The 18,151-nt window shown below is 71.5% G+C and carries 13 protein-coding genes; 3 read left to right on the top strand and 10 right to left on the bottom strand.

Features of this window, described 5'->3' with window-relative positions; translation table 11 throughout:
- Positions 1-38: 38 nt before the first annotated feature.
- Positions 39-1,376: a nitrate/sulfonate/bicarbonate ABC transporter ATP-binding protein gene (locus tag VHU88_18670; GenBank protein ID HEX3613720.1), complete on the bottom strand. Its 1,338-nt coding sequence runs from the start codon at positions 1,374-1,376 to the stop codon at positions 39-41.
- Between the two features lie 34 nt (positions 1,377-1,410).
- On the bottom strand, positions 1,411-3,159 hold the full coding sequence (locus VHU88_18665) for an ABC transporter permease subunit (GenBank protein ID HEX3613719.1): 1,749 nt from the start codon (positions 3,157-3,159) through the stop codon (positions 1,411-1,413).
- A 208-nt stretch (positions 3,160-3,367) separates the two neighbouring features.
- On the opposite strand from VHU88_18665, the gene VHU88_18660 reads away from it, so the two are divergent.
- Positions 3,368-3,739 (top strand): metalloregulator ArsR/SmtB family transcription factor, encoded by a 372-nt coding sequence (locus VHU88_18660; GenBank protein HEX3613718.1) that lies wholly within the window; start codon positions 3,368-3,370, stop codon positions 3,737-3,739.
- 6 nt (positions 3,740-3,745) lie between these two features.
- Here VHU88_18660 and VHU88_18655 read toward each other — a convergent pair whose 3' ends face one another.
- Positions 3,746-3,889, bottom strand: coding sequence for a hypothetical protein (locus VHU88_18655; protein HEX3613717.1), 144 nt, complete (start codon positions 3,887-3,889; stop codon positions 3,746-3,748).
- 150 nt (positions 3,890-4,039) lie between these two features.
- Between VHU88_18655 and VHU88_18650 the strand changes: the two genes are divergently transcribed.
- Complete coding sequence (locus tag VHU88_18650; protein ID HEX3613716.1) at positions 4,040-5,881, top strand: hypothetical protein; 1,842 nt, start codon at positions 4,040-4,042, stop codon at positions 5,879-5,881.
- Positions 5,882-5,979: 98 nt separating this feature from the next.
- Here VHU88_18650 and VHU88_18645 read toward each other — a convergent pair whose 3' ends face one another.
- From VHU88_18645 to VHU88_18635, 3 genes are all read right to left on the bottom strand, one after another.
- Complete coding sequence (locus VHU88_18645; protein HEX3613715.1) at positions 5,980-6,843, bottom strand: SGNH/GDSL hydrolase family protein; 864 nt, start codon at positions 6,841-6,843, stop codon at positions 5,980-5,982.
- 66 nt (positions 6,844-6,909) lie between these two features.
- Positions 6,910-8,427, bottom strand: coding sequence for an LCP family protein (locus tag VHU88_18640; GenBank protein HEX3613714.1), 1,518 nt, complete (start codon positions 8,425-8,427; stop codon positions 6,910-6,912).
- A gap of 146 nt (positions 8,428-8,573) precedes the next feature.
- Positions 8,574-11,216, bottom strand: coding sequence for a hypothetical protein (locus VHU88_18635; GenBank protein HEX3613713.1), 2,643 nt, complete (start codon positions 11,214-11,216; stop codon positions 8,574-8,576).
- Positions 11,217-11,387: 171 nt separating this feature from the next.
- Here VHU88_18635 and VHU88_18630 point away from each other — a divergent pair, with 171 nt between their 5' ends.
- On the top strand, positions 11,388-12,239 hold the full coding sequence (locus VHU88_18630) for a glycerophosphodiester phosphodiesterase family protein (protein HEX3613712.1): 852 nt from the start codon (positions 11,388-11,390) through the stop codon (positions 12,237-12,239).
- Positions 12,240-12,285: 46 nt separating this feature from the next.
- Here VHU88_18630 and VHU88_18625 read toward each other — a convergent pair whose 3' ends face one another.
- From VHU88_18625 to VHU88_18610, 4 genes are all read right to left on the bottom strand, one after another.
- On the bottom strand, positions 12,286-16,053 hold the full coding sequence (locus VHU88_18625; GenBank protein HEX3613711.1) for an adenylate/guanylate cyclase domain-containing protein: 3,768 nt from the start codon (positions 16,051-16,053) through the stop codon (positions 12,286-12,288).
- 24 nt (positions 16,054-16,077) lie between these two features.
- Positions 16,078-16,449, bottom strand: a complete 372-nt coding sequence (locus VHU88_18620) for a Crp/Fnr family transcriptional regulator (GenBank protein HEX3613710.1) — start codon at positions 16,447-16,449, stop codon at positions 16,078-16,080.
- 74 nt (positions 16,450-16,523) lie between these two features.
- Entirely contained in the window at positions 16,524-17,318 is a 795-nt protein-coding gene (locus VHU88_18615) for an enoyl-CoA hydratase/isomerase family protein (protein HEX3613709.1), read from the bottom strand.
- 92 nt (positions 17,319-17,410) lie between these two features.
- Positions 17,411-17,998 (bottom strand): TetR/AcrR family transcriptional regulator, encoded by a 588-nt coding sequence (locus tag VHU88_18610; protein ID HEX3613708.1) that lies wholly within the window; start codon positions 17,996-17,998, stop codon positions 17,411-17,413.
- Positions 17,999-18,151 lie beyond the last annotated feature (153 nt).

The raw sequence follows: 18,151 nt of genomic DNA, 5'->3' as shown, positions 1-18,151 counted from the left end.
GGCCCCCGCCACGCCAGAAGATGGAGGCTCGTGGGGGCTCAGCCGTCCAGTTCCGCGTTGAGCGCCGCGGCGACCTCGGACAGGACGAGCTCGCGGCTGTCGGCGTCGTAGTCGAACAGCTCGCCGTAGCGGCCCCAGTCGATGGCGATGTCGAGTTGGGCCTCGGTGTCCGCGGTGGTGAAGCCACGGCGCAGCAGGTCGCGGAAGAAGTCCTCGCGCAGGGTGCCGTTGTCGCTGTTCTCCAAGGCCTTGACGATCGTGCGGACCAGCGGCGCGCGGGCGCCGGCCAGTGCGGCGAAGATCTGCTTGCTGGTCTGGATGTCGGCGGTGTACCAGCGCCGACCCATCTCGGTCAGGAACGCCTGGGCGCCTTCGACCTCCAGGAGGCCGAGCATCACCGCGGCGTCGACGATCGGCAGCAGGTCGTCGACCTCGAAAGACAGCTCGTCGGCCAGGTCGGGCAGGTCGGTCTGCCCGTTGTGCGAGTACACGATCTCGACCAGACCGGCCAGCCCGCCCACGGTGACCCGGGGCAGCGGATGGGTCAGCGGGCCGGGCTGCGGGTTAGGCACGGCCGGGTTCTCGTCGCGGCCGGTCAGGATCGCGTAGAGCTGGTCGACCAGGGCACCGAAGACCGGCGAACGACGGTCGCGCGGGCGCGACAGGTGCACCGGGATCTCCGCACGGATCCGCCCCGGGTTCGACCCGAGCACGAGCACACGATCGGCCAGCAGCACGGCTTCCTCGATGTTGTGGGTGACCACGACGATCGCCTTGGTCGGGAAGTCCGGCTGCTCCCAAAGTGTCATCAACTCGGTCCGCAGGTTCTCCGCGGTCAACACGTCCAGCGACGAGAACGGCTCGTCCATCAGCAAGGCGTCCGGGCGCAGCACCAGCGCCCGGGCGAACCCGACGCGTTGCCGCATCCCACCGGACAGCTCCTTCGGGTAGGCGCCCTCGAACCCGTCCAGCCCGATGACGTGGATGGCCTCCAACGCCCGGGCCTCGCGTTCGGTCTCGGACACGCCGCGGGCCTGCAGTCCCAGCTCCACGTTGGCCTGCACGGTCAACCACGGCATCAGCGCGAACGACTGGAACACCATCCCCACGCCCGGGTTGGCCCCGTTGATCAGCCGGCCGCGGTAGCGCACGGCCCCGCTGGTCGGCGCGATCAGCCCAGCGATCGAACGCAGCAGCGTCGACTTGCCCGACCCGGACTTGCCGAGCAGCGCGACGATCTCGCCCTCGTGCAACGTGAAGTTGACCCGGTCGAGCACCGCGTGCATCGTGCCGCGCGCGCCCGGGAACGACTTCGAGACGTTGTCCACCTCGACGATCGCCGTGGTCCCGACCGCCGTCACCGTGGGCACAGTCATCGGCGGTCACCCCGTCCCGCGTCGTGTCCCGTTCTCATGCCTGTTGCAACGAGTAGCGATTTTCGGCCAGCCGGTACAGCCTGCGCCAGAGGAATCGGTTCAGCCCGACGACGTAGACGCTCATCACGGTCACGCCGACCAGCGTGCGCGGGAAGTTGCCCTCGGTGGTGGACTGCGCGATATAGGCACCCAACCCGGTGGCGACCAGCGAGTGGTGCCCGTAGGAGACCACTTCGGCCACGATCGACGCGTTCCACGCGCCACCGGCGGCGGTGACCCCGCCGGTCACCCAGGCGGAGAAGATCGCCGGCCCGATCAGCGCCCGCCAGCACTGCACGCGCCGCAGCCCGAGGTTGGCCGCCGCCTCCCGCAGGTCGGTCGGGATCGCGCTGGCCCCGGCGATCACGTTGAACAGGATGTACCACTGCGCACCGAGTGCCATGAGCACGATTCCGCCGACGTCCAGGCTCAGGCCGGTGTGGATCAGCAGCAGCGTGACCAACGGGAACAGGAAGTTGGTCGGGAAGCTCGCCAGCACCTGCACCACCGGCTGCGCGAACCGGGAGACTCGCGGGTTCATGCCGATCCACACCCCGATCGGCACCCAGACGAGCGTGGCCACGACGACCAGCACGATGACCCGCGCGAACGTGGCCAACCCCAGCGCGAACGCGTGCCCGAACTCTGCCAGCCCGGTCCCGTGGTCGACGTAGACCAGCATCCGCCACAGGCCCAGGCCGAGCAGGGCGCTGAGCACCGCCGCGAACGCCGTGTCGCCCATCCGTTGCCGCCCCAGGTCGACCCGCAGGGGGTACTCGGCCACGCCGAACGGCCGGGTCGCCCGGTCCAGGAATCGACCGACCGGGCGCGTGGCCCGGCCGACCGCGGCAGGTGCCGCGGAGCGTCGCAGGACGTCGAGGACGATGCTGCGCGGGGCCTCGGTGGCCGCGGCCTGCTCGACGCGGAACCGCTCGGACCAGGCAGTCAGCGGCCTCCAGAACAGCACGTTCACGCCGAGGACCAGGACGATCATCGTGGCGATCGCCAGGAGCATCCGAGCCACCTGCTGGTTCTCCGAGCAGGCCGCGACGTAGGCGCCGATGCCCGGCAGCGCGTAGGTGTGCCGGTTGACGCTGATGACCTCCGAGGCGACCAGGAAGAACCAGCCGCCGCCGAAGCTCATCATCCCGTTCCAGACCAGCGAGATCAACCCGTTGGGGACGTCGAGCTTCCAGAACCGCTGCCACTTGGTCAGCCGCAGCATCCGCGCCGCCTCGTCCAGCTCGCGCGGCTGGGTCACCAGCGACTGGTAGAACGCGAACGTCATGTTCCAGGCCTGGCTGGTGAAGATCGCGAACACCGAGGCACACTCGACGCCGAGGAACGTGTGCGGGAACAGCGTCAGCCACATCGACAGGGTCACCGACAGGAAGCCCAGCACCGGGACCGACTGGAGCACGTCGAGGATCGGCAGCAGCACGACCCCGGCGCGCCGCACCCGGGCCGCCGCGGTCGCGTAGGCGAACGCGAACATGGTCGAGGCGAACAGCGCCACGAACATGCGCAGCAGCGACCGGGCTGCGTAGTAGGGCAGCAGTCGCGGGTCGGTGGACACCGTCGAGGGCGCATTCACCAGGTCGAACGGGCGACTCACACCGTGCGAGAGCCGCACCAGCGCCCAGAACAGCACCGCGGCGCCGATCAGCACGAGGACGTCGGCCAGCCACTTCGTGCGGCCGGTCTGCAGCGCGCCGTCGGTCGAGTACGGCCGCAGCAACGTCACGGCCGCCCCCGCTGGGCGTCGTCCACCTGCGAAACCATCGCTCCCGAATCCCCGTCCCGACCGCGCCGCACAGCGGCGCAACCGGGTTGGCCATTCAATCATTTGCGTCAACGAAGAATTGGCGGCACAGTTTCGGCCACGATGTCTTTCTCATTCAGTGCGAGGCCACGCCCTGTTGCCGCGTCGCTTGAGCAAGAATGGCCCCACCATGTCTGACGTCCTGCGCAAGGTCACCCCGGCCCAACTGGAGGCCGCCGCCCTGACCTTCGGTCTGCTCTCGGTCCCGGGCCGCCTTCACCTGGTTTGCCTGCTTGCCGACACCGAACTCGACGTCACCACGCTGGCCGAGGCCACCGGGGCGACCATCCCGGCCACCAGCCAGCAGTTGGCCAAGCTGCGCGCGGCCGGAGTGGTCAGCGCCCGGCGCGAGGTGCGCCGGCAGCTGTACCGGGTCGACGACCCGCACGTGCTCGGGGTCATCGCCCAGATGCTCGAACACATCGCCCCCGACGGCACGCTCGCGCCGGACCCGAACCGGCCGCGGCCCCCGCGCCGGCCGCGGTTCACCACACCGGTCTGAGCCCGCTCACCGCGGCGCGGTGTCTCGCTGCGTCTGTCCCGGCAGGACGTCGCCCTGCCACCCCACCGAGGCGATGCCGGGTTCCTGCTCGATCCGAGCCACCAACCGCTCCAGCAACACCGGCGCCGAGGTGACCGCGCCAGTGACCAAATTTCGTTTGCCGACTGTTCATCGACGTCCGGGCGATACCCGATCCAGGCCCATTTGGGTATCGATGTTGTGGAACTGGCCGGTTTGCCCATGCTTGTTTGACAAGCTTCAACCGATGGCGCGGGTGTCGGTCGTGGATGGGGTGGACGGATGAGGTTGAGCAAGCCGGCCGGGGTGTTCGTGCTCGCGGTCGCACTGACCACTGGGGGTTTCGTCGGTGGGGCACGCGCGGTCGACGCCGCCCCGGGCGGCACGCCGGCCCCGCCGTCGACCGGCAGCGACATCACGAGCCTTCCGGAGAACGGGACCTACCGGCTCTCGCCGCAGTTGGCCGCGATGCTCGGCACCGGCACGTTGGACTCGGCGGGCCTGGCGAAGCTGCGCGCGGCCGCGCGGCCGGAGCTGTCCGGCGACAAGACCCCGCCGGTGGGCACGACCCTGCTGTGGCCGGCGATCGACGTCGCGCACGGGATCCCGCCGGGCATCTACCTGAAGCCGTACACCCTGCACGCGGTCGGCAAGCACGTCGAGGTGTGGGTGGCCTCGGGTTGCGACGCCGTCTCCTGCGGCACCCACTTCCCGGCCGGCGACTGCCGCGACCGCGACGTCCCCGGCACCACCGACGTGACCGAACCGCAGATCAAGCACCTCGTCGACGAGTTCGACAACAACATGTACCCGAAGGAGACCGCGGCGTTCTCCACGCCGCCGGACCACAACGGCTCCGCCACGATCCCCGGCCTGGCTGCGGCCGGGCTCGACTTCTCCGGCGACGGCGACCACACCGTCGCGCTGATCGACAACGTCCGCCAGCCGAACTTCTACGACTTCCCGAAGAACCAGACCTACATCGCGGGCTTCTTCGCCCCGGTGTTCAACCAGATCACCGACCGCAACGTGATCACCGTCGACGCGTACGACTGGGTGCACCGGACCGGCGCCAACCCGTCGGACAATCCCTCGGCCGACCTGTGCCGCTCGCGCCCGGCGCACCCGTTCACTTACGAGTCCGTGTTCGGCCACGAGTGGCAGCACCTGCTCGAGCACTACCAGAACCCGAACCAGGCGACCTGGGTCAACGAGGGCCTGTCGATGTTCGCCGAGGCCCTCGACGGCTACACCGACACCCGACGCGGCATCACGCAGACCAACGCCCAGCCGCAACTGCTCTGCTTCCAGGGCTACGGCCCGGTGAAGGGCCCGTCGAACCCGAACCCGCGCGCCTGCGGCGGCCCGGCCGAGTCACTGACCCTGTGGGGCGACCAGGGTGCGAGCGACCCGATTTTGGCGAACTACGGGAACGCCTGGTCGTTCATGCTCTACTGCTTCGACCGCTTCGGGCTGCCGTTCATGTCGGCGCTGCACCGCGACGGCACGGACGTCGGCCTGGCCGATGTGCAGACCCAGCTGGACAAGTTCGCCCCCGGGACCAAGGTCGGCGACCTGCTCCACCAGTTCCAGCTGATGAACCTGGTCGACCATTACGCCAAGCACGGCAAGGTGACGGGCATCGACCGGTCGCTGGTCACCGCGAAGGACCTCGACGCGACGCTCAACCTGGCCAATCCGGCAGCGGTCGGCGCCGATGGAACGGCCCCGAACGGCGCCGACTACCTGCAGCTGGCAACGGGCTCGGCGCTGCAGTTCGCGTTCACCGGCAACGACAAGGTCAACGCAGCCAAGGCCGACCCGAACGACCCGACCTCCGCACTCGGCGGCGGGGGCACCCCGCCGACCGTCGACGGCTGGTACGTCAGCCTGGTCGGCATCGACCCGAAGCACAATCGCGTCCTGGTCACCTCGCACTCCGGGTCGACCTGGAAGCCGGACGCGGCAACCCTCGCGCGCTACCGCTCGTATCCACAGGTGGTCGCGGTCATCGCGCACGACGACCCGACCGACAGCGACTCCAACACCGAGCAGCACGCCGGCTACTCGGTGCAGGGCGACGCCAAGGCGATGGGCTCGGACGAAAATTTCAATCATCGATGATTGAAATGACGACTCTCATACGCGAGGCGTCGTGCCGGGGGCCGATTTCCGGCCCCGGATGACGGTCCACGTATGAGAGTGGGCCCAGGGGCGCCTCGTCAGGCGGCCGGCCACCGCGCTGCCGGGGTGGCCATCCAGGCGTGGAACAGGGCGGCGGCGATCAGTTCGTTGCCGGCCTCGTCGGGATGGTTGCCGTCGTCCTCGAGGAACGAGGTCGGGTCGCCGCGCTGGGAGGTGAACGCGGCCACCAGCGGGACGAACGTGGCTCCGACGGTCGCGGCCGCGCCCTGCAGGGCCGCGTTGGTGGCCGCCGTGGCCGTGGCGGCCGCCGCGCGCTTGGCCGCCGAGTACTGACTGGCGGCGACCTTGCCGTCCCGGAAGTCGTTCCAGTATCCGAGCACCTGAACCGGGATCTGCGCGCCGCGCAACGACCGGACCCGTTGCACGATCTCCACCACGTTGCGCTGGAGCCGATCAGCGACCGGTCGGTAGGTGCTCGACGGGTCCGCCCCGCGGGTGACGGCGACGAACGCGTCGTCGAAGTCGTTGGCGCCGACCATCAGCACGACCATGTCGGCGGTACGGATGTCGGCGCCCAGCGTCGCCCAGTTCGTCAGTTGGTCGAGCACGCTGCTACTGGTCGCCGGTCCGTCGGCGGCGTTCACCATCAGTGCCGGGTGGTGCGTGCGGGCATCGAGCAGGCGGCTGTACTCGGTCAGCGCGCCCGAGCAGCCGCACCGGCGGGCCGACAACACGGAGTCGCCGAGCGCCACCACCTGCATCCCCGCCTGGTTCACCGGCGGCGGGGGTGGGGTGGTCGTCGGGTAGGCGACCGCAGTCGCCTGGAACTTGACGGAAGCCCGGTGCGCCACCGGGGTGGGCGCGGCCACACCGACGGCGACGGCCGCCGCTACCGACGCCGTCGACAGCCCGAGGACCTGCCACCGACCCAAGACCACCATCCCCCGACGTTTGCTCGCTCACGCAAGCATTGCCCCCGGGGCTGCCGCGACGGCGGCGACGCGCCGTCAGGAATACGAACAGACCTGGCTCAGCGGCACCGGCGATCCACCGACCGCGGCCGCCGGATGAGCCGCGTCGCGCGCGGTGGACTTCTTCTTCGGCTTGGCACCGGGCTTGGTGGAGGCCGCGGCGAAGGTCGGCGGGGCGGACGACGCCGTGATCGCGCCCTGGACGCTGTCGCGGGCCACCGCGACGTCCGGCGCCACGGCGGCGATCAGCGGCGGATTCATCAGCACGCTCGTCACGTCGGACTTCTTGGTCTTCGGTGCCACCTTCACCAACGCCGACAGCGCGCCGGTGGTCAGGTCGGTCTTGATCGCGTACTTCGCCGACGTCACGAGCGACCGGAAGTGCGTCAGCACCGTGAGCGGATCCATCTCCTTGAGCATCCCGTTGAGCACGCATCGCTCGCGCAGCATCCGGTCGTAGTCGCTGGTGCCCTCCCGGGACCGGGCATACCAGAGCGCGGTGTAGCCGTCCATGTGCTGCAGGCCCGGGTTGATCCAGCCGAGGATCTTGTTGTGCGCCAACTGTTGGCAGCCGCCGCCCTGCATGTCGCAGGCACCGGCGTGGTGTCCACCGCCGATCGGCAACCGCTCGGTGACCCGGATCGTGAGCCCTCCCACGGAGTCGACCAGCGACTCGAAGCCCGCGATGTTCAGGATCACGTAGTAGTGGATCGGGATCCCGAGCAACTGGGCCATCGCCTGCTCGACGGCGGTCGCGCCGGGGTTGCTCGAGCCGGGGAACATCGCCGGGTGCTGCGCGCCGTAGGGGTAGATGCCGTAGAAGAAGTCCGGGAAGCCGTTCGGGAACTGCTTGCCCATCGGTGTTTCCGGCGGGAACTGCGCGTACTGCATGTTGCGCGGGATCGAGATCAGCGTGGTCTGACCGGTGCTCAGGTCGACGCTGGCCACCGCGTTCTGGTCGGTGTAGCTGACCACCGAGTCCTTGGGGCTGTGGCTGCCCTCGCGCACCGGCTCGCCGCCCAGGATCGCGATGTTCAACCGGCCCTTGTAGAGCTGCCCGACGCCACCGGGCTGGAAGATCGAGGTGACCAGGTCGCGCTGCGCCCCGGCCAGCGTGACGCCGTACGCGACCGGGGTACCCACCCCGGCCAACAGACAAAGCACCATCCCGGTCGACAGCACGCGGGTCCCGACGCTCTGCCGGTCCGGCCGCCCCAGCCGCCAGGCGTCGACCAACAACGCGGCCCAGCCCAGCCCCAGCACGACCAGGCTCACCTGGATCGTGGCCAGGGCCTGCGGGTGCAGCGCCAACGAGACCAGCCCAGACCGCCCAGACCACCAGATCCCGAACGGCAGCCCGACCAGCAGCAGCGCCCAGACGCGCAGCGCCGCGCGGCCCACGGTCTTGTTGCCGGCCAGCAACTGCGCGCTGCCCGGCAGGACCACGCTGGCGACCACCAGCATCACCGCTCGGCGGGTCCGCACCCGACGGGCCACCGCACCCCAGCGCCCAACGGACGGCAGCAGATTCGACTCCGACTCGTCGGAACTCACCCGCGGCTCACCTGCCCTCCGTCAGCATCCGATGCGGCTCGCTGAAGGGGCGGCCCACAACCGGACGTTATTGTACCGATTGCGCGAATGAGCAAATAAGCTCAATAAGCCCGCCGTGGTCGAGCTTTTACGCTCCGCCGTACAGCTCAGGTAACTCGGCTGGTCCGGCCGGCTTTGACCTCCCGGGCGTAGATGTCGCCGTCCGGGTCGGCCGGGCCGGCCACCGACGCCTCGGAGGCGAACACCACCAGCCCGCCGTCGGCGTCGACCTCGGGGGTCCGGCTGGCCCCGACGGCCTGGTTGGTGTCGGCGGCCGTGGAGACGCGCGAGGTGGTCCGCGCGGCCAGGTCCCGCAGGTAGACGTCGATCTGCACCCGCCTGCCTCCCGGCGCCAGCGTCGGGTCGGTGGAGGCGAAGACCACCGTGCGACCGTCGGCGGTGATCGCGGCGTGGTAGCTGTCGCCGCGAGCCGGGGCACCGGCGTCGGTCAGGTCCACCTGGACAGTGGTCATCGCGGTCAGGTCGCGGACGTAGACGTGCGAGAGCACGTGCGGGTCGCCGTCGATCGGTGGTTGGTCGGACGGGCTGGCCGGGGCCCCGGTGAGGTCCGGCGCCAGCAGGTTCGTGGCCATCGACTCGAAGGCCACGAACCGGCCGTCCGCGCTGATCGACGGGTGCGAACTGGTGTCGTCGCCGATCGGCGAGCTGTGCCGCGAGACGAGCGTGGTGGTGTTGAGCGCGCGGTCGCGGACGTATACCTCGGTGATGCCCGGGGTCGTGCCCGGCACGAGGTTGTCCGCCGCGGACTCGAACGCGACGTAGCGGCCGTCGGTGGAGATCGCGGCGTCGCCGCTACCCGCGTCGCCCGGGCCGCCCAACCAGCCGGAGCTGATCAGCGTGGTGAGCTTGGTCGTCCGGTCCCAGACGTAGACCTGCGATCGCGGTGGACGGCCGGGTACCAGGTCGCCGGCCACCGACTCGAAGGCCACGTACCGGCCGTCGCTGCTGATGCGGGCCAGGCCGCTCTGGCCGTCCGGCTCCGCGCCGCTCAGGTTCACCGAGACCCGCACGGTGGTCCCGTCGGACATGTCGTGCAGGTAGACCTCGCCGGACCGGCCGCGCGAGCCGGGGACGAGGTTGTTGGCGAACGAGTCGAACACCACCCAGCGGCCGTCGGCGCTGATCGACGGGTCGGCGCTGTCGGCGTTGGCCGGCTGCCCGGCCGAGGACGCGCTGACCAGCCGGACGCGGTGGGTTCTGGTATCGGTGACGAACACGTTCTGGACGTGGTTGCCGATCCCCGCGACGAGGTTGGTGGCGCGGGAGGCGAACGCGACCCAGCGGCCGTCGGAGCTGACGGCCGGGGTCGCGCTCACGTCGTCGCCGACCGGGGCCGAGCCGGCCGGTACGGCCGGTTCGTGGCCGGGCAGGTAGAGCGGCGCGGGCCGGCCCGGGGTCCCGGCCGGATGGGTCGCCCCGCCGCCGGGCCAGCGCCGTTCGTAGATCGCGTCGTTGCCGCCCCCGGCACCGGGCACCAGGTCGGCGGCGCGCGAGCCGAACGCGACCAGGGAGCCGTCGGCGTTGACCGCAGGGAACGAGGTCGCCACCCCGTTGCCGGCCCGGCCCCTCGGGGTGACGTCGACCAGGCTGGTCGCTCCGGTCAGCGAGTCCCACCGGAACACGTGCTCCGAACCGCCGGCCGAGCTGACGCCGACCGAGCCCGGCAGGTCGCCGGCCTGCGACAGGTAGATCACCCAACGGCCGTCGGAGCTGAGCACGGCCCCGCCGGAGGCGCCGTTGCCGCCGTGGCCGTGACCGTCGGTACTGACCAGGCGGACGCGTCCGGTGCGCAGGTCGCGCCGGTAGACCTGGGTCTGCCCGGCCTTGGCCTGCCGCGCGGCGATCTGATCGGTCGTCAGATTCGTTGCGGAGGACACGAAGACCACCGAGTTGCCGTCCGGGCTGATCGCCGCGCCGGTGCTCTCCTCGTTGCCCTCGTGGCCGGCGGAATCGGTGCTGATCAGGTCTACCCGGTGGGTCTTGCGGTCGTAGCGGAAGCAGTCGGCCTTGCGGTTGGTGTCGCCCGGCACCAGATCGCGGTCCTCGGAGGAGAACACCACCCAGCGGCCGTCGCCGGAAATCGCGGGGTCCATGCCGTCGACGTGCCCGAGTCGCTCCCGGCCGCCGGTCCGGGTGTCGTAGACGAACATCCCGCCCTGGTCGTCGGCAGTGCCGTCGGACACCTCGGGCACGCCGGCCGTGTAGACCACCGACCGGCCGTCGGCGCTGATCGCGGGGCTGTTGCCCTCGACCAGCGACCGGCCGTCCGGTGCCAGATCCAGGCGTCGGGTGCTGCGCGCGACCCGGTCCCGCAGGTAGACGTGGCGGGCCTTGTCGCTACCGACGCCGGACAGGACGTCGTCGGCCTCGGACACGAACGCCACCCAGCGGCCGTCGGCGGAGACCGACGGCGCGTAGGACTCGCCGTCGGCGCCGGTGCCCTTCGGGGTGGCGCTGACCAGGTCGATCTGCCCGGTCCGCATGTCGCGCAGGTAGACCTGGCCGTGCCCGCCGGAGACCAGGTTCGAGGAGTCGGAGTCGAACGCGATCCAGCGGCCGTCGGAGCTCATCGCGGGGCCGTAGCTGCGGCCCGGGAGCACCGTGCCCCGGCGATCACCGCTGACCACCACGGTGGAGCCGGAATGCTCGGCCGAGTTCGCGGGACGGACCCCGGCGCGGACATCGGGCGGCAGGGTCAGGGCGGAGAGTGCCGCGGCGAGCGTCGCCAAGACCGACCACAGCGCAAGACCGCGCCGGACGGGCCGCCGGGCCCGCCCCGATCGGCGCCGCGGCCGGTGTCGACGCCCGGCCTCAGGCGATTCGGCCGTTTCGCCGCTCACCGGACAATCGTAACTTCTTGTCGACACAGCCTTGGTCGACGCAGAGTTATGGTCCGATTTGTGAATTCCTCACATGGTCGGTCCCGGGCGGGCCTGGCCATCGTCGCCGTCGCCGGTCTGCTGCTGAGCCCGACGGCGCGCGCGGGCGCCGCGGACCGCGGGCCGATGGTCATCGCCCACCGCGGCGGCATGGTCGACACCCCGGAGTCGACGATCGCGGCATTCCGCCACTCGATCGCGGTCGGCGTCGACGGCATCATTTTCGACGTCCGCTTCACCAGCGACGGCGTCCCGGTCGTGCTGCACGACGAGACCCTGAACCGCACAACCGACTGCAGCGGAGCGATCGAGCGGACCAGCGCGGAGGAACTGCGGCGCTGCGACGCGGGAGCAGTCGACGACGATGCGTACGGCTTCCAGCACGTGCCCACCCTCGACCAGGCACTGGACTTCATCGCCGCACACTCGGCGACCGCGCGGGTGTTCATCCACTGCAAGGTCGTGCGCGACGGCGGGCAGGCCAAGGCCCTCGTCGACATGGTCCGCGACCACGGGCTGAACGTCTCGCCCCGGATGACCTACCTGGCCGACAGCACCGACTACCTGGGCCGGCTCTCCGACGCCGGAGCCGACCGGCTCGGGCTGGTGTTCCACTCGTGGAACAAGGATTTCGCGCTGAACAGCCACTACCCGGTGCTGCTGGCCTGGGACGTCTCGGTCACCCGGCAGGACGTCGAGCTCGCCGAGCAGCACGACCAACTGCTGATCGCCTCGGCGGGCCACCCGCAGTCGATGGATTCCCTGCTGCGGATGGGCGTTCCGGCGGTCTCGGTCGACGACCTGGACGATTCGATGCATCGGCTGGGTCGCGGCGGCCACGACGACGACCCCGGGGCCCCGATCGGGCTCTGACAGGCCCGCAGAACGACGCCCCGCGTATGAGAGAACAACGCTGCGATCATCGATGATCGAGGTGCGCGGCCCAGGGCGGCGGGGCCAGGCGCCGGACGCCGAAGCGGGCCAGGACGTCGTCCCGCTCGGCCGTCCAGCCTCGGGTGTGGGCCGTGACCGGCAGCGCGCACAACAGGTCCAGGCAGACGCCGACCTCGTAGGCGTTCCCAGCCGCCCGCGCGGCCTCCAAGGCGGCCAGCAGCCCGATCCGGACCCCCTCGTCGCCCTCGGGCTCCCGGGCCAGTGCCCGCGCGCGCAGCAGCAGCGGCCCCGGCGGCACATCGGTCCCGGGCCAGACGGCCTTGAGGACCACCTCGGCCTCGGCGCCGCGACCGGCCTGGGCCAGCGCCTCTGCCAGGTAGCCCCGGGCCAGGTTGGCGTCCTCCATCCCGTGGGCGGCCAGTTCGGCGACAGCGGACTCCAGCAACGCAACCCCGGCGGGCAGCCGGCCGGCCCGCGCCGCGGTGCGGCCGAGCAGCATCCGGGCGAAACCCGCGCCGCCGTCGTTGCCCGAGGCCCGCCAGACCCGGTAGGCCTCCGCCAACTCGACCTCGGCCGCGTCCCATTCCCCCTGGTCGGACAGCACCTCGCCGACGTTGCAGCGGGAGCAGGCCACGGTCTCCGCGTCGCCGGTCCGGGTGCCGAGCGCACCGCACTCCCGGTACAGCTCGACGGCCTCGTCCCACCGGCCGCCCCAGTAGGCGAACATGCCCAGGTTGTTCAGCACCCGCGACTTCTCCTCCAGGTCGCCGAGCCGGTCGTAGATGGCCAAGGCTTCCCGCGAGTGCACAGCCTCCGCGCCGCGGCCGAGCACCACCAGCGCCCAGTCGAGCAGATACCCGGCGTGCGCCCGGGCCCGGGCCGCGGTCTCGTCGACGTCGTCCCAGGCCAGCGCCAGGGCCTTGCGGCACAGCCGGACCGCGTCCACCGGCCGGCCTTGGTCCATCCGGTCGGCGGCCTCGGTGGCCAGCAGTCGGGCCCGCCAGGCGTCCGCCGTCGGCCCGCTGTGCTCGGCCAACAGGCGCAACCCCCGCCGGGCCCACCGGACGCCGGCGGCCGGGTGCCCGGAGCGGTGCGCCAACCGGGCCTGCCGGTGCAGCAGGCGGGCGCTGTGCATCGGGTCGTCGCCGACGGCCCGCCGGGCCTCGCGGTAGGCCCGGTCGGCCGGGCCGCTCTCCCCGGCCAGTCGCAGCGCCTCACCGAGGCCCTCCCAGACAGCGGCGAGCTCCGGCTGGGGCAGCCGGATCACCCGGGCGGAGTCCAGCGTGGCCCGGAACAGTCGCGCCGCGTCGCCCGGCGCGGCCCGCGCCAAGGCGCGCCGCGCCGCCTGCAGGGCCAACCCGAATGCCTCGGCGTCGTTCCCGGCAGCCCGGTGATGGGCGGCCAGCACACCCGGGTCGGTCGACCCGGCGGGGACGGCGGCCAGCGCCTGGGCCACCGCGGCGTGCAGCAGGCGTCGTTCGGCGTACGGCAGTCCGGCGTAGGCGACCTCGTGGACCAGGGGCCGGCCGAACCGGAACCGACCGTCACCGCCGGGCGCGACGAACCCGGCGAGCCTGCTCCACCGCTCGTCGGCGGCCGGCACGGCCAGCACGACGTCGGCCAGGCCGGCGCCGAATGCCGCGCCGAGCACGGCGGCGCGCCGCAGCAACGCCCGGTCGCCGGGCGGCAGCGCGTCGATCTGCGCCACGACCGCGGCCTGCACCGAGTCGGGCAGGTCGGTCCCCGCCGCGGCCGACAGGTCGAGCAGGAACTGCGGATTACCGCCGGAGCGGGCCACCATCTCGGCGACGAGGTGGCCCGGGATCGGTGCCTCCGCGGTGCGGGCGTGGACCAGGGCCAAGGACTCCTCGGCGGACAGCGGCGCAAGTTCGATAAGACGCTCGCCCACCGGGCCGGTGGCCGTGCGGGAGGCAACCACCAGCAGCCAGCACGAGGCGCCGAGGGCATCCCGCAGCGCCGCGAGCAGCCCTGCCGATGCCTCGTCCATCAAGTGGGCCGAGTCGATCAGCAGCAGGCTGGGCAGGGGCAGGTCGGGTTCCAGCAGTCGGAGCACCGCGGCGTGGGTGCGCAGGGCGCGGAACTGCGGGAGCAGGGCGGTGGTCACCGGGTTCGGTGCGACCTCCAGGCCGGCCACGTCCGCGAGCAGCGGCAGCAGATCGGTGACTCCCACCTGCGCGCAGCGTTCACTCAGCCGATCCAGTACGACCTCGGCCGAGTCGGTTGCGGTGCAGCCGAGCAGGCCGCGCAACAGCCTGTGCCACATCCCGTACGGGACGACCGAGGCGGCGGCCTCGCAAGCGACCCAGTACCGGCGGGCGCCCGCGCCGCCGGACACCTCCTCGAGCAGGCGGGTCTTACCGACGCCCGCGTCGCCGACGACCTCGACCAAGCCACCGCGACCGGCGACCGCGTCGGCCAACGCGGATCGCAACGTCGCCGACTCCGCGACCCGCCCGACCAGGGCCGGGCCCGCCGCCGCTGGGGCCGGGGTGGCCGAACGGATCGGCGCGCCGACCGCGAACGCCTCGACCGGCCGGATCTTTCCCTTGACCAGGAACGGTTCCAGCGGTTCGACCGCGAAGCGCGCCGCACATCGGTCGAGCACGGAACGACTGGCCAGCACCTGGCCGACCTGGGCCTTGCCCATCAGCCGGGCGGCGAGGTTGGTCGTGTCGCCCATGACCACGTAGGACCGGCGATAGCTGGGCCCGATCTCGCCGGTGAAGACCGGGCCGCGATTCACCCCGACCCGGATCGGCAATCGCCCCGGCGAGTCCATGATCTGACGTAGCGTCAGCAGGAGCCGTTCCTCGTCGTCACCGACGACCCGTGGGGCCCCCGCGGTGAACAGCAGCTTGCCGCCGTCGGCGTCGACGTCGGAGTCCAGGAAGCAGACCCCCCAAGAATCGACCGCTCGTTGGGCGCGCGCGACCAGCTCGTGCAGCGCATCGGCGAGCGCCTCGACGCCGTCCTGCTCCAGGATCGCGTCGGTCCCGCGGAAGTGCAGGAACGCGACGGCGGCGCGGCGGTGCTCGGGCGCGGACCCACCGTCGGCGATGTGCGCGCGGACCGCGGTCGACAGTGCCCGGCGGACCGCCTCCGTCGGCGGCAACACCATCGGTCCGGCCAGGGCCAGGTCGGCCGTGAGCGGATCGGCCCGCAGCAGGAAGCAGTCCGCCACGGCCGGCCCGAGCACCCGCTTCGGCAACCGTGCCGCCGTGCTCGCACTCACCACGATCTGCCCGTTGTCGGCCAACGCCTCGGTCCGCACGATGCCCGTGGCTCCGCTGCCCACCACCAGCGGCTCCAGGTGCGATTCCCCAACCAGGAAGAACTGGTAGGCCCCGGAGTGGACCCCGACCGTCATCCGCAGCCGGACGGCGACCCCGGCAACGTCCATCGGGACCAGTGCCCGCAGCCGCTGCCGCATCCGGAACGCGGCGTGGCCGGCGCGCTCCGGATGCCGGTCGCCCTCGAAGAACAGCAGCAGCGCGTCGCCGCCGAACTTGATCAGGCTGCCGCCGTTGTCGTAGGCGACGCGCAGCAGCTGCTCGAAAACCCGGTTGATCGTCCCGACCAGCAGTTCGGCGCCCTCCGCGCCCCGGCGTTGCAGGCGCTCGGACAGGCGGGTGAACCCGGACAGGTCGGCGAACAGCATCGAGCCGTCGACCTCGCGGACCCGGGAGAACGGTTCGGCGGCGAGCTGCATCAGGACCCCGCGTGGCACGTAGGGGTCGAACTGCCGGTCCTCGCCCGGCACGGCCGCGCTCACCAGCCTCGCGGCGAGGCCGGTGTACTACCCCTGGTCACCGGCGTGCGCCGCGTCGCGGTCCCGAAGCCGGCGGGCCAGCACCGACATGACCTGCAGCGCCAGGTTCGGCGTGTGGCTGACGAGGTACAGGAACGTGTCGCGGTCCATCGCCGCGACCGTGGTCTGGGCGTCTGCCTTCGCCGTCAGGCTGCGCGGCGACCGGTCCACCAGCGCCATCTCGCCGAGCACCTCGCCCGGACCGACTACGCCGACGCGGTGGCCGCCCTTGTACAGGCCGATCTCGCCGGCGATCACGCCGTACATGTGCTCGCCCAGCTCGCCCTCGTGGAAGAGCACCTCACCGACGGGAAGCACACGGGTGTCGCGAGCACCCGAGAAAACCGCGGGCACGTCCATGTCGGCCACCTTCGAACAGCCCTCGATCCGGCCCGACGCCGGGGGCTTTGAGCGTACCCGTAACCCGGGACGGTTCAGACGAAGCGCGGGGGGCGCTTCTCCTTGTGCGAAGCCAGCCCCTCGGCAACCTCCGGCCCGGTGAACCCGAGGAACTCCAGGGCCAGCGAGCTGTCGAAGATGGACCCGGCCAACTGGCGGTACCAGGCGTTCAGCGATTGCTTCGTCCAGCGCAGCGCGGTCGGGGCGCCGGCGGCGAGTTCGTGGGCCACCTCGCGGGCGGTGGTCAGCAGGTCCTCGTCGGCGACGCACATCGAGACCAGGCCGATCCGCTCGGCCTCCTCACCGCTGAGAGGCCGACACGTCATCAGGTAGTACTTGGCCTTCGCCATCCCGCACAGCAGCGGCCAGCAGACCGCGGCATGGTCGCCGGCCGCGACCCCGAGCCGGGTGTGGCCGTCGATGATCTTCGCGGTGCGGGCGACGATCGAGACGTCGGCCAGCACACCGGCCACCAGGCCCGCGCCCACCGCCGGGCCGTGCATCGCCGAGACGACCGGCTTGGTGAAGTCGATGATGTTGTAGACGAGGTCCCGCGCCTCGCGCAGCGTCCTCGCGCGCGTGGCCCAGTCGGCCATGATCTTCTCGATCATCTCGAACGAGCCGCCGGCGGAGAACCCACGGCCCTCGCCGCGGAGCAGAACCGCGCGGACCGAGTCGTCGGCGTCCAGCTCCCGCCAGATCTCCGCGAGTTGGCCGTGCGCGGCCTCGCTCACCGCGTTCAGCTTCCCGGAGCTGAGCACGACTTCGGCGACACCGGAGTCGTCCGGGCCGTCGACGCGCAACTCGCTGAACCTGGAGTACCGACTCACGTTCGTCCTCCTCGACGATGCCCGCCCCGCGCAGGGCGCTTGGTGCCGGAACTTACCGGCGGGCCGCAGCCGCGCAGGTGGCAACCGTCGGGTCAGGCCACCAGGCCGGCGAGCGCGCCTGCCACGAGCATCGGGATCGACCGGCTGAACTCGACGAAGGGGGCCGGTGACTGCTGGCCTCGCGAGACCATGATGCAGCCCTCGATGCCGGTGACCACGAGCGTCGCGAGGTGGGCCGCCTGCGGCGCGTTGAAGTTCTTCTCCACCAGGGCGTCGGCGATCGAGGAAGTCCACACGTTGAAGGCGTTCTCGACCGCGGCGGCCAGCTCGGTCGTCTCGGCCTCGCCGGTGGCGATGATGCCCATCAACGGGCAGCCGAGCTCGTAGCCGGAATTCACCAGGCGCTTGCGGTGGTGCTCGACCAGGCGCTGCAGGAAAGCGGTCGCGTCCGGCTTGCGCGCCGCGATGTGCGCGACCAGCTCGGGCAGCTCCCGGGTGACCTTGGCGGCCACCTCCAGCGCCAGCTCCAGCTTGCCCTTGGGGAAGTGGTAGTAGATCGAGCCGCGTGGGGCATCGGCCCGCTCGACGACGTCGAGCATGGTCACGCCGTAGCCCCGGTGGCTGAGCAGTTCCTCGCCGGCACTCACCATCCGGGCCCGGACATCGGCTCCTCGAGCCATGACGCACTCCTCGCGCAGTGGCCGGGCACTGGCGGGGCCCGGGAAAATCTGTATGCAAGTCGCCTTAGATCGTAGCCTCCCCGGCGCTTTCGTGCGTTCGCCGCCGCAGGACACGTCCGGCCGCGAGCGACCGGCGGCCTCCACGGGTTCCCA

This window comes from Sporichthyaceae bacterium, assembly GCA_036269075.1.
Taxonomy (GTDB): Bacteria; Actinomycetota; Actinomycetes; order Sporichthyales; family Sporichthyaceae; genus DASQPJ01.
Note: the sequence above shows the minus strand (reverse complement) of the source record. Positions and strands in the feature narration are given on the sequence as shown.

Bases quoted from the DNA above. Each gene is read 5' to 3' on its own strand.
- VHU88_18670 (HEX3613720.1), bottom strand. From the start codon at position 1,376: ATGACTGTGCCCACGGTGACGGCGGTCGGGACCACGGCGATCGTCGAG.
- VHU88_18660 (HEX3613718.1), top strand. From the start codon at position 3,368: ATGTCTGACGTCCTGCGCAAGGTCACCCCGGCCCAACTGGAGGCCGCC.
- VHU88_18650 (HEX3613716.1), top strand. From the start codon at position 4,040: ATGAGGTTGAGCAAGCCGGCCGGGGTGTTCGTGCTCGCGGTCGCACTG.
- VHU88_18645 (HEX3613715.1), bottom strand. From the start codon at position 6,843: ATGGTGGTCTTGGGTCGGTGGCAGGTCCTCGGGCTGTCGACGGCGTCG.
- VHU88_18620 (HEX3613710.1), bottom strand. From the start codon at position 16,449: ATGGACGTGCCCGCGGTTTTCTCGGGTGCTCGCGACACCCGTGTGCTT.
- VHU88_18610 (HEX3613708.1), bottom strand. From the start codon at position 17,998: ATGGCTCGAGGAGCCGATGTCCGGGCCCGGATGGTGAGTGCCGGCGAG.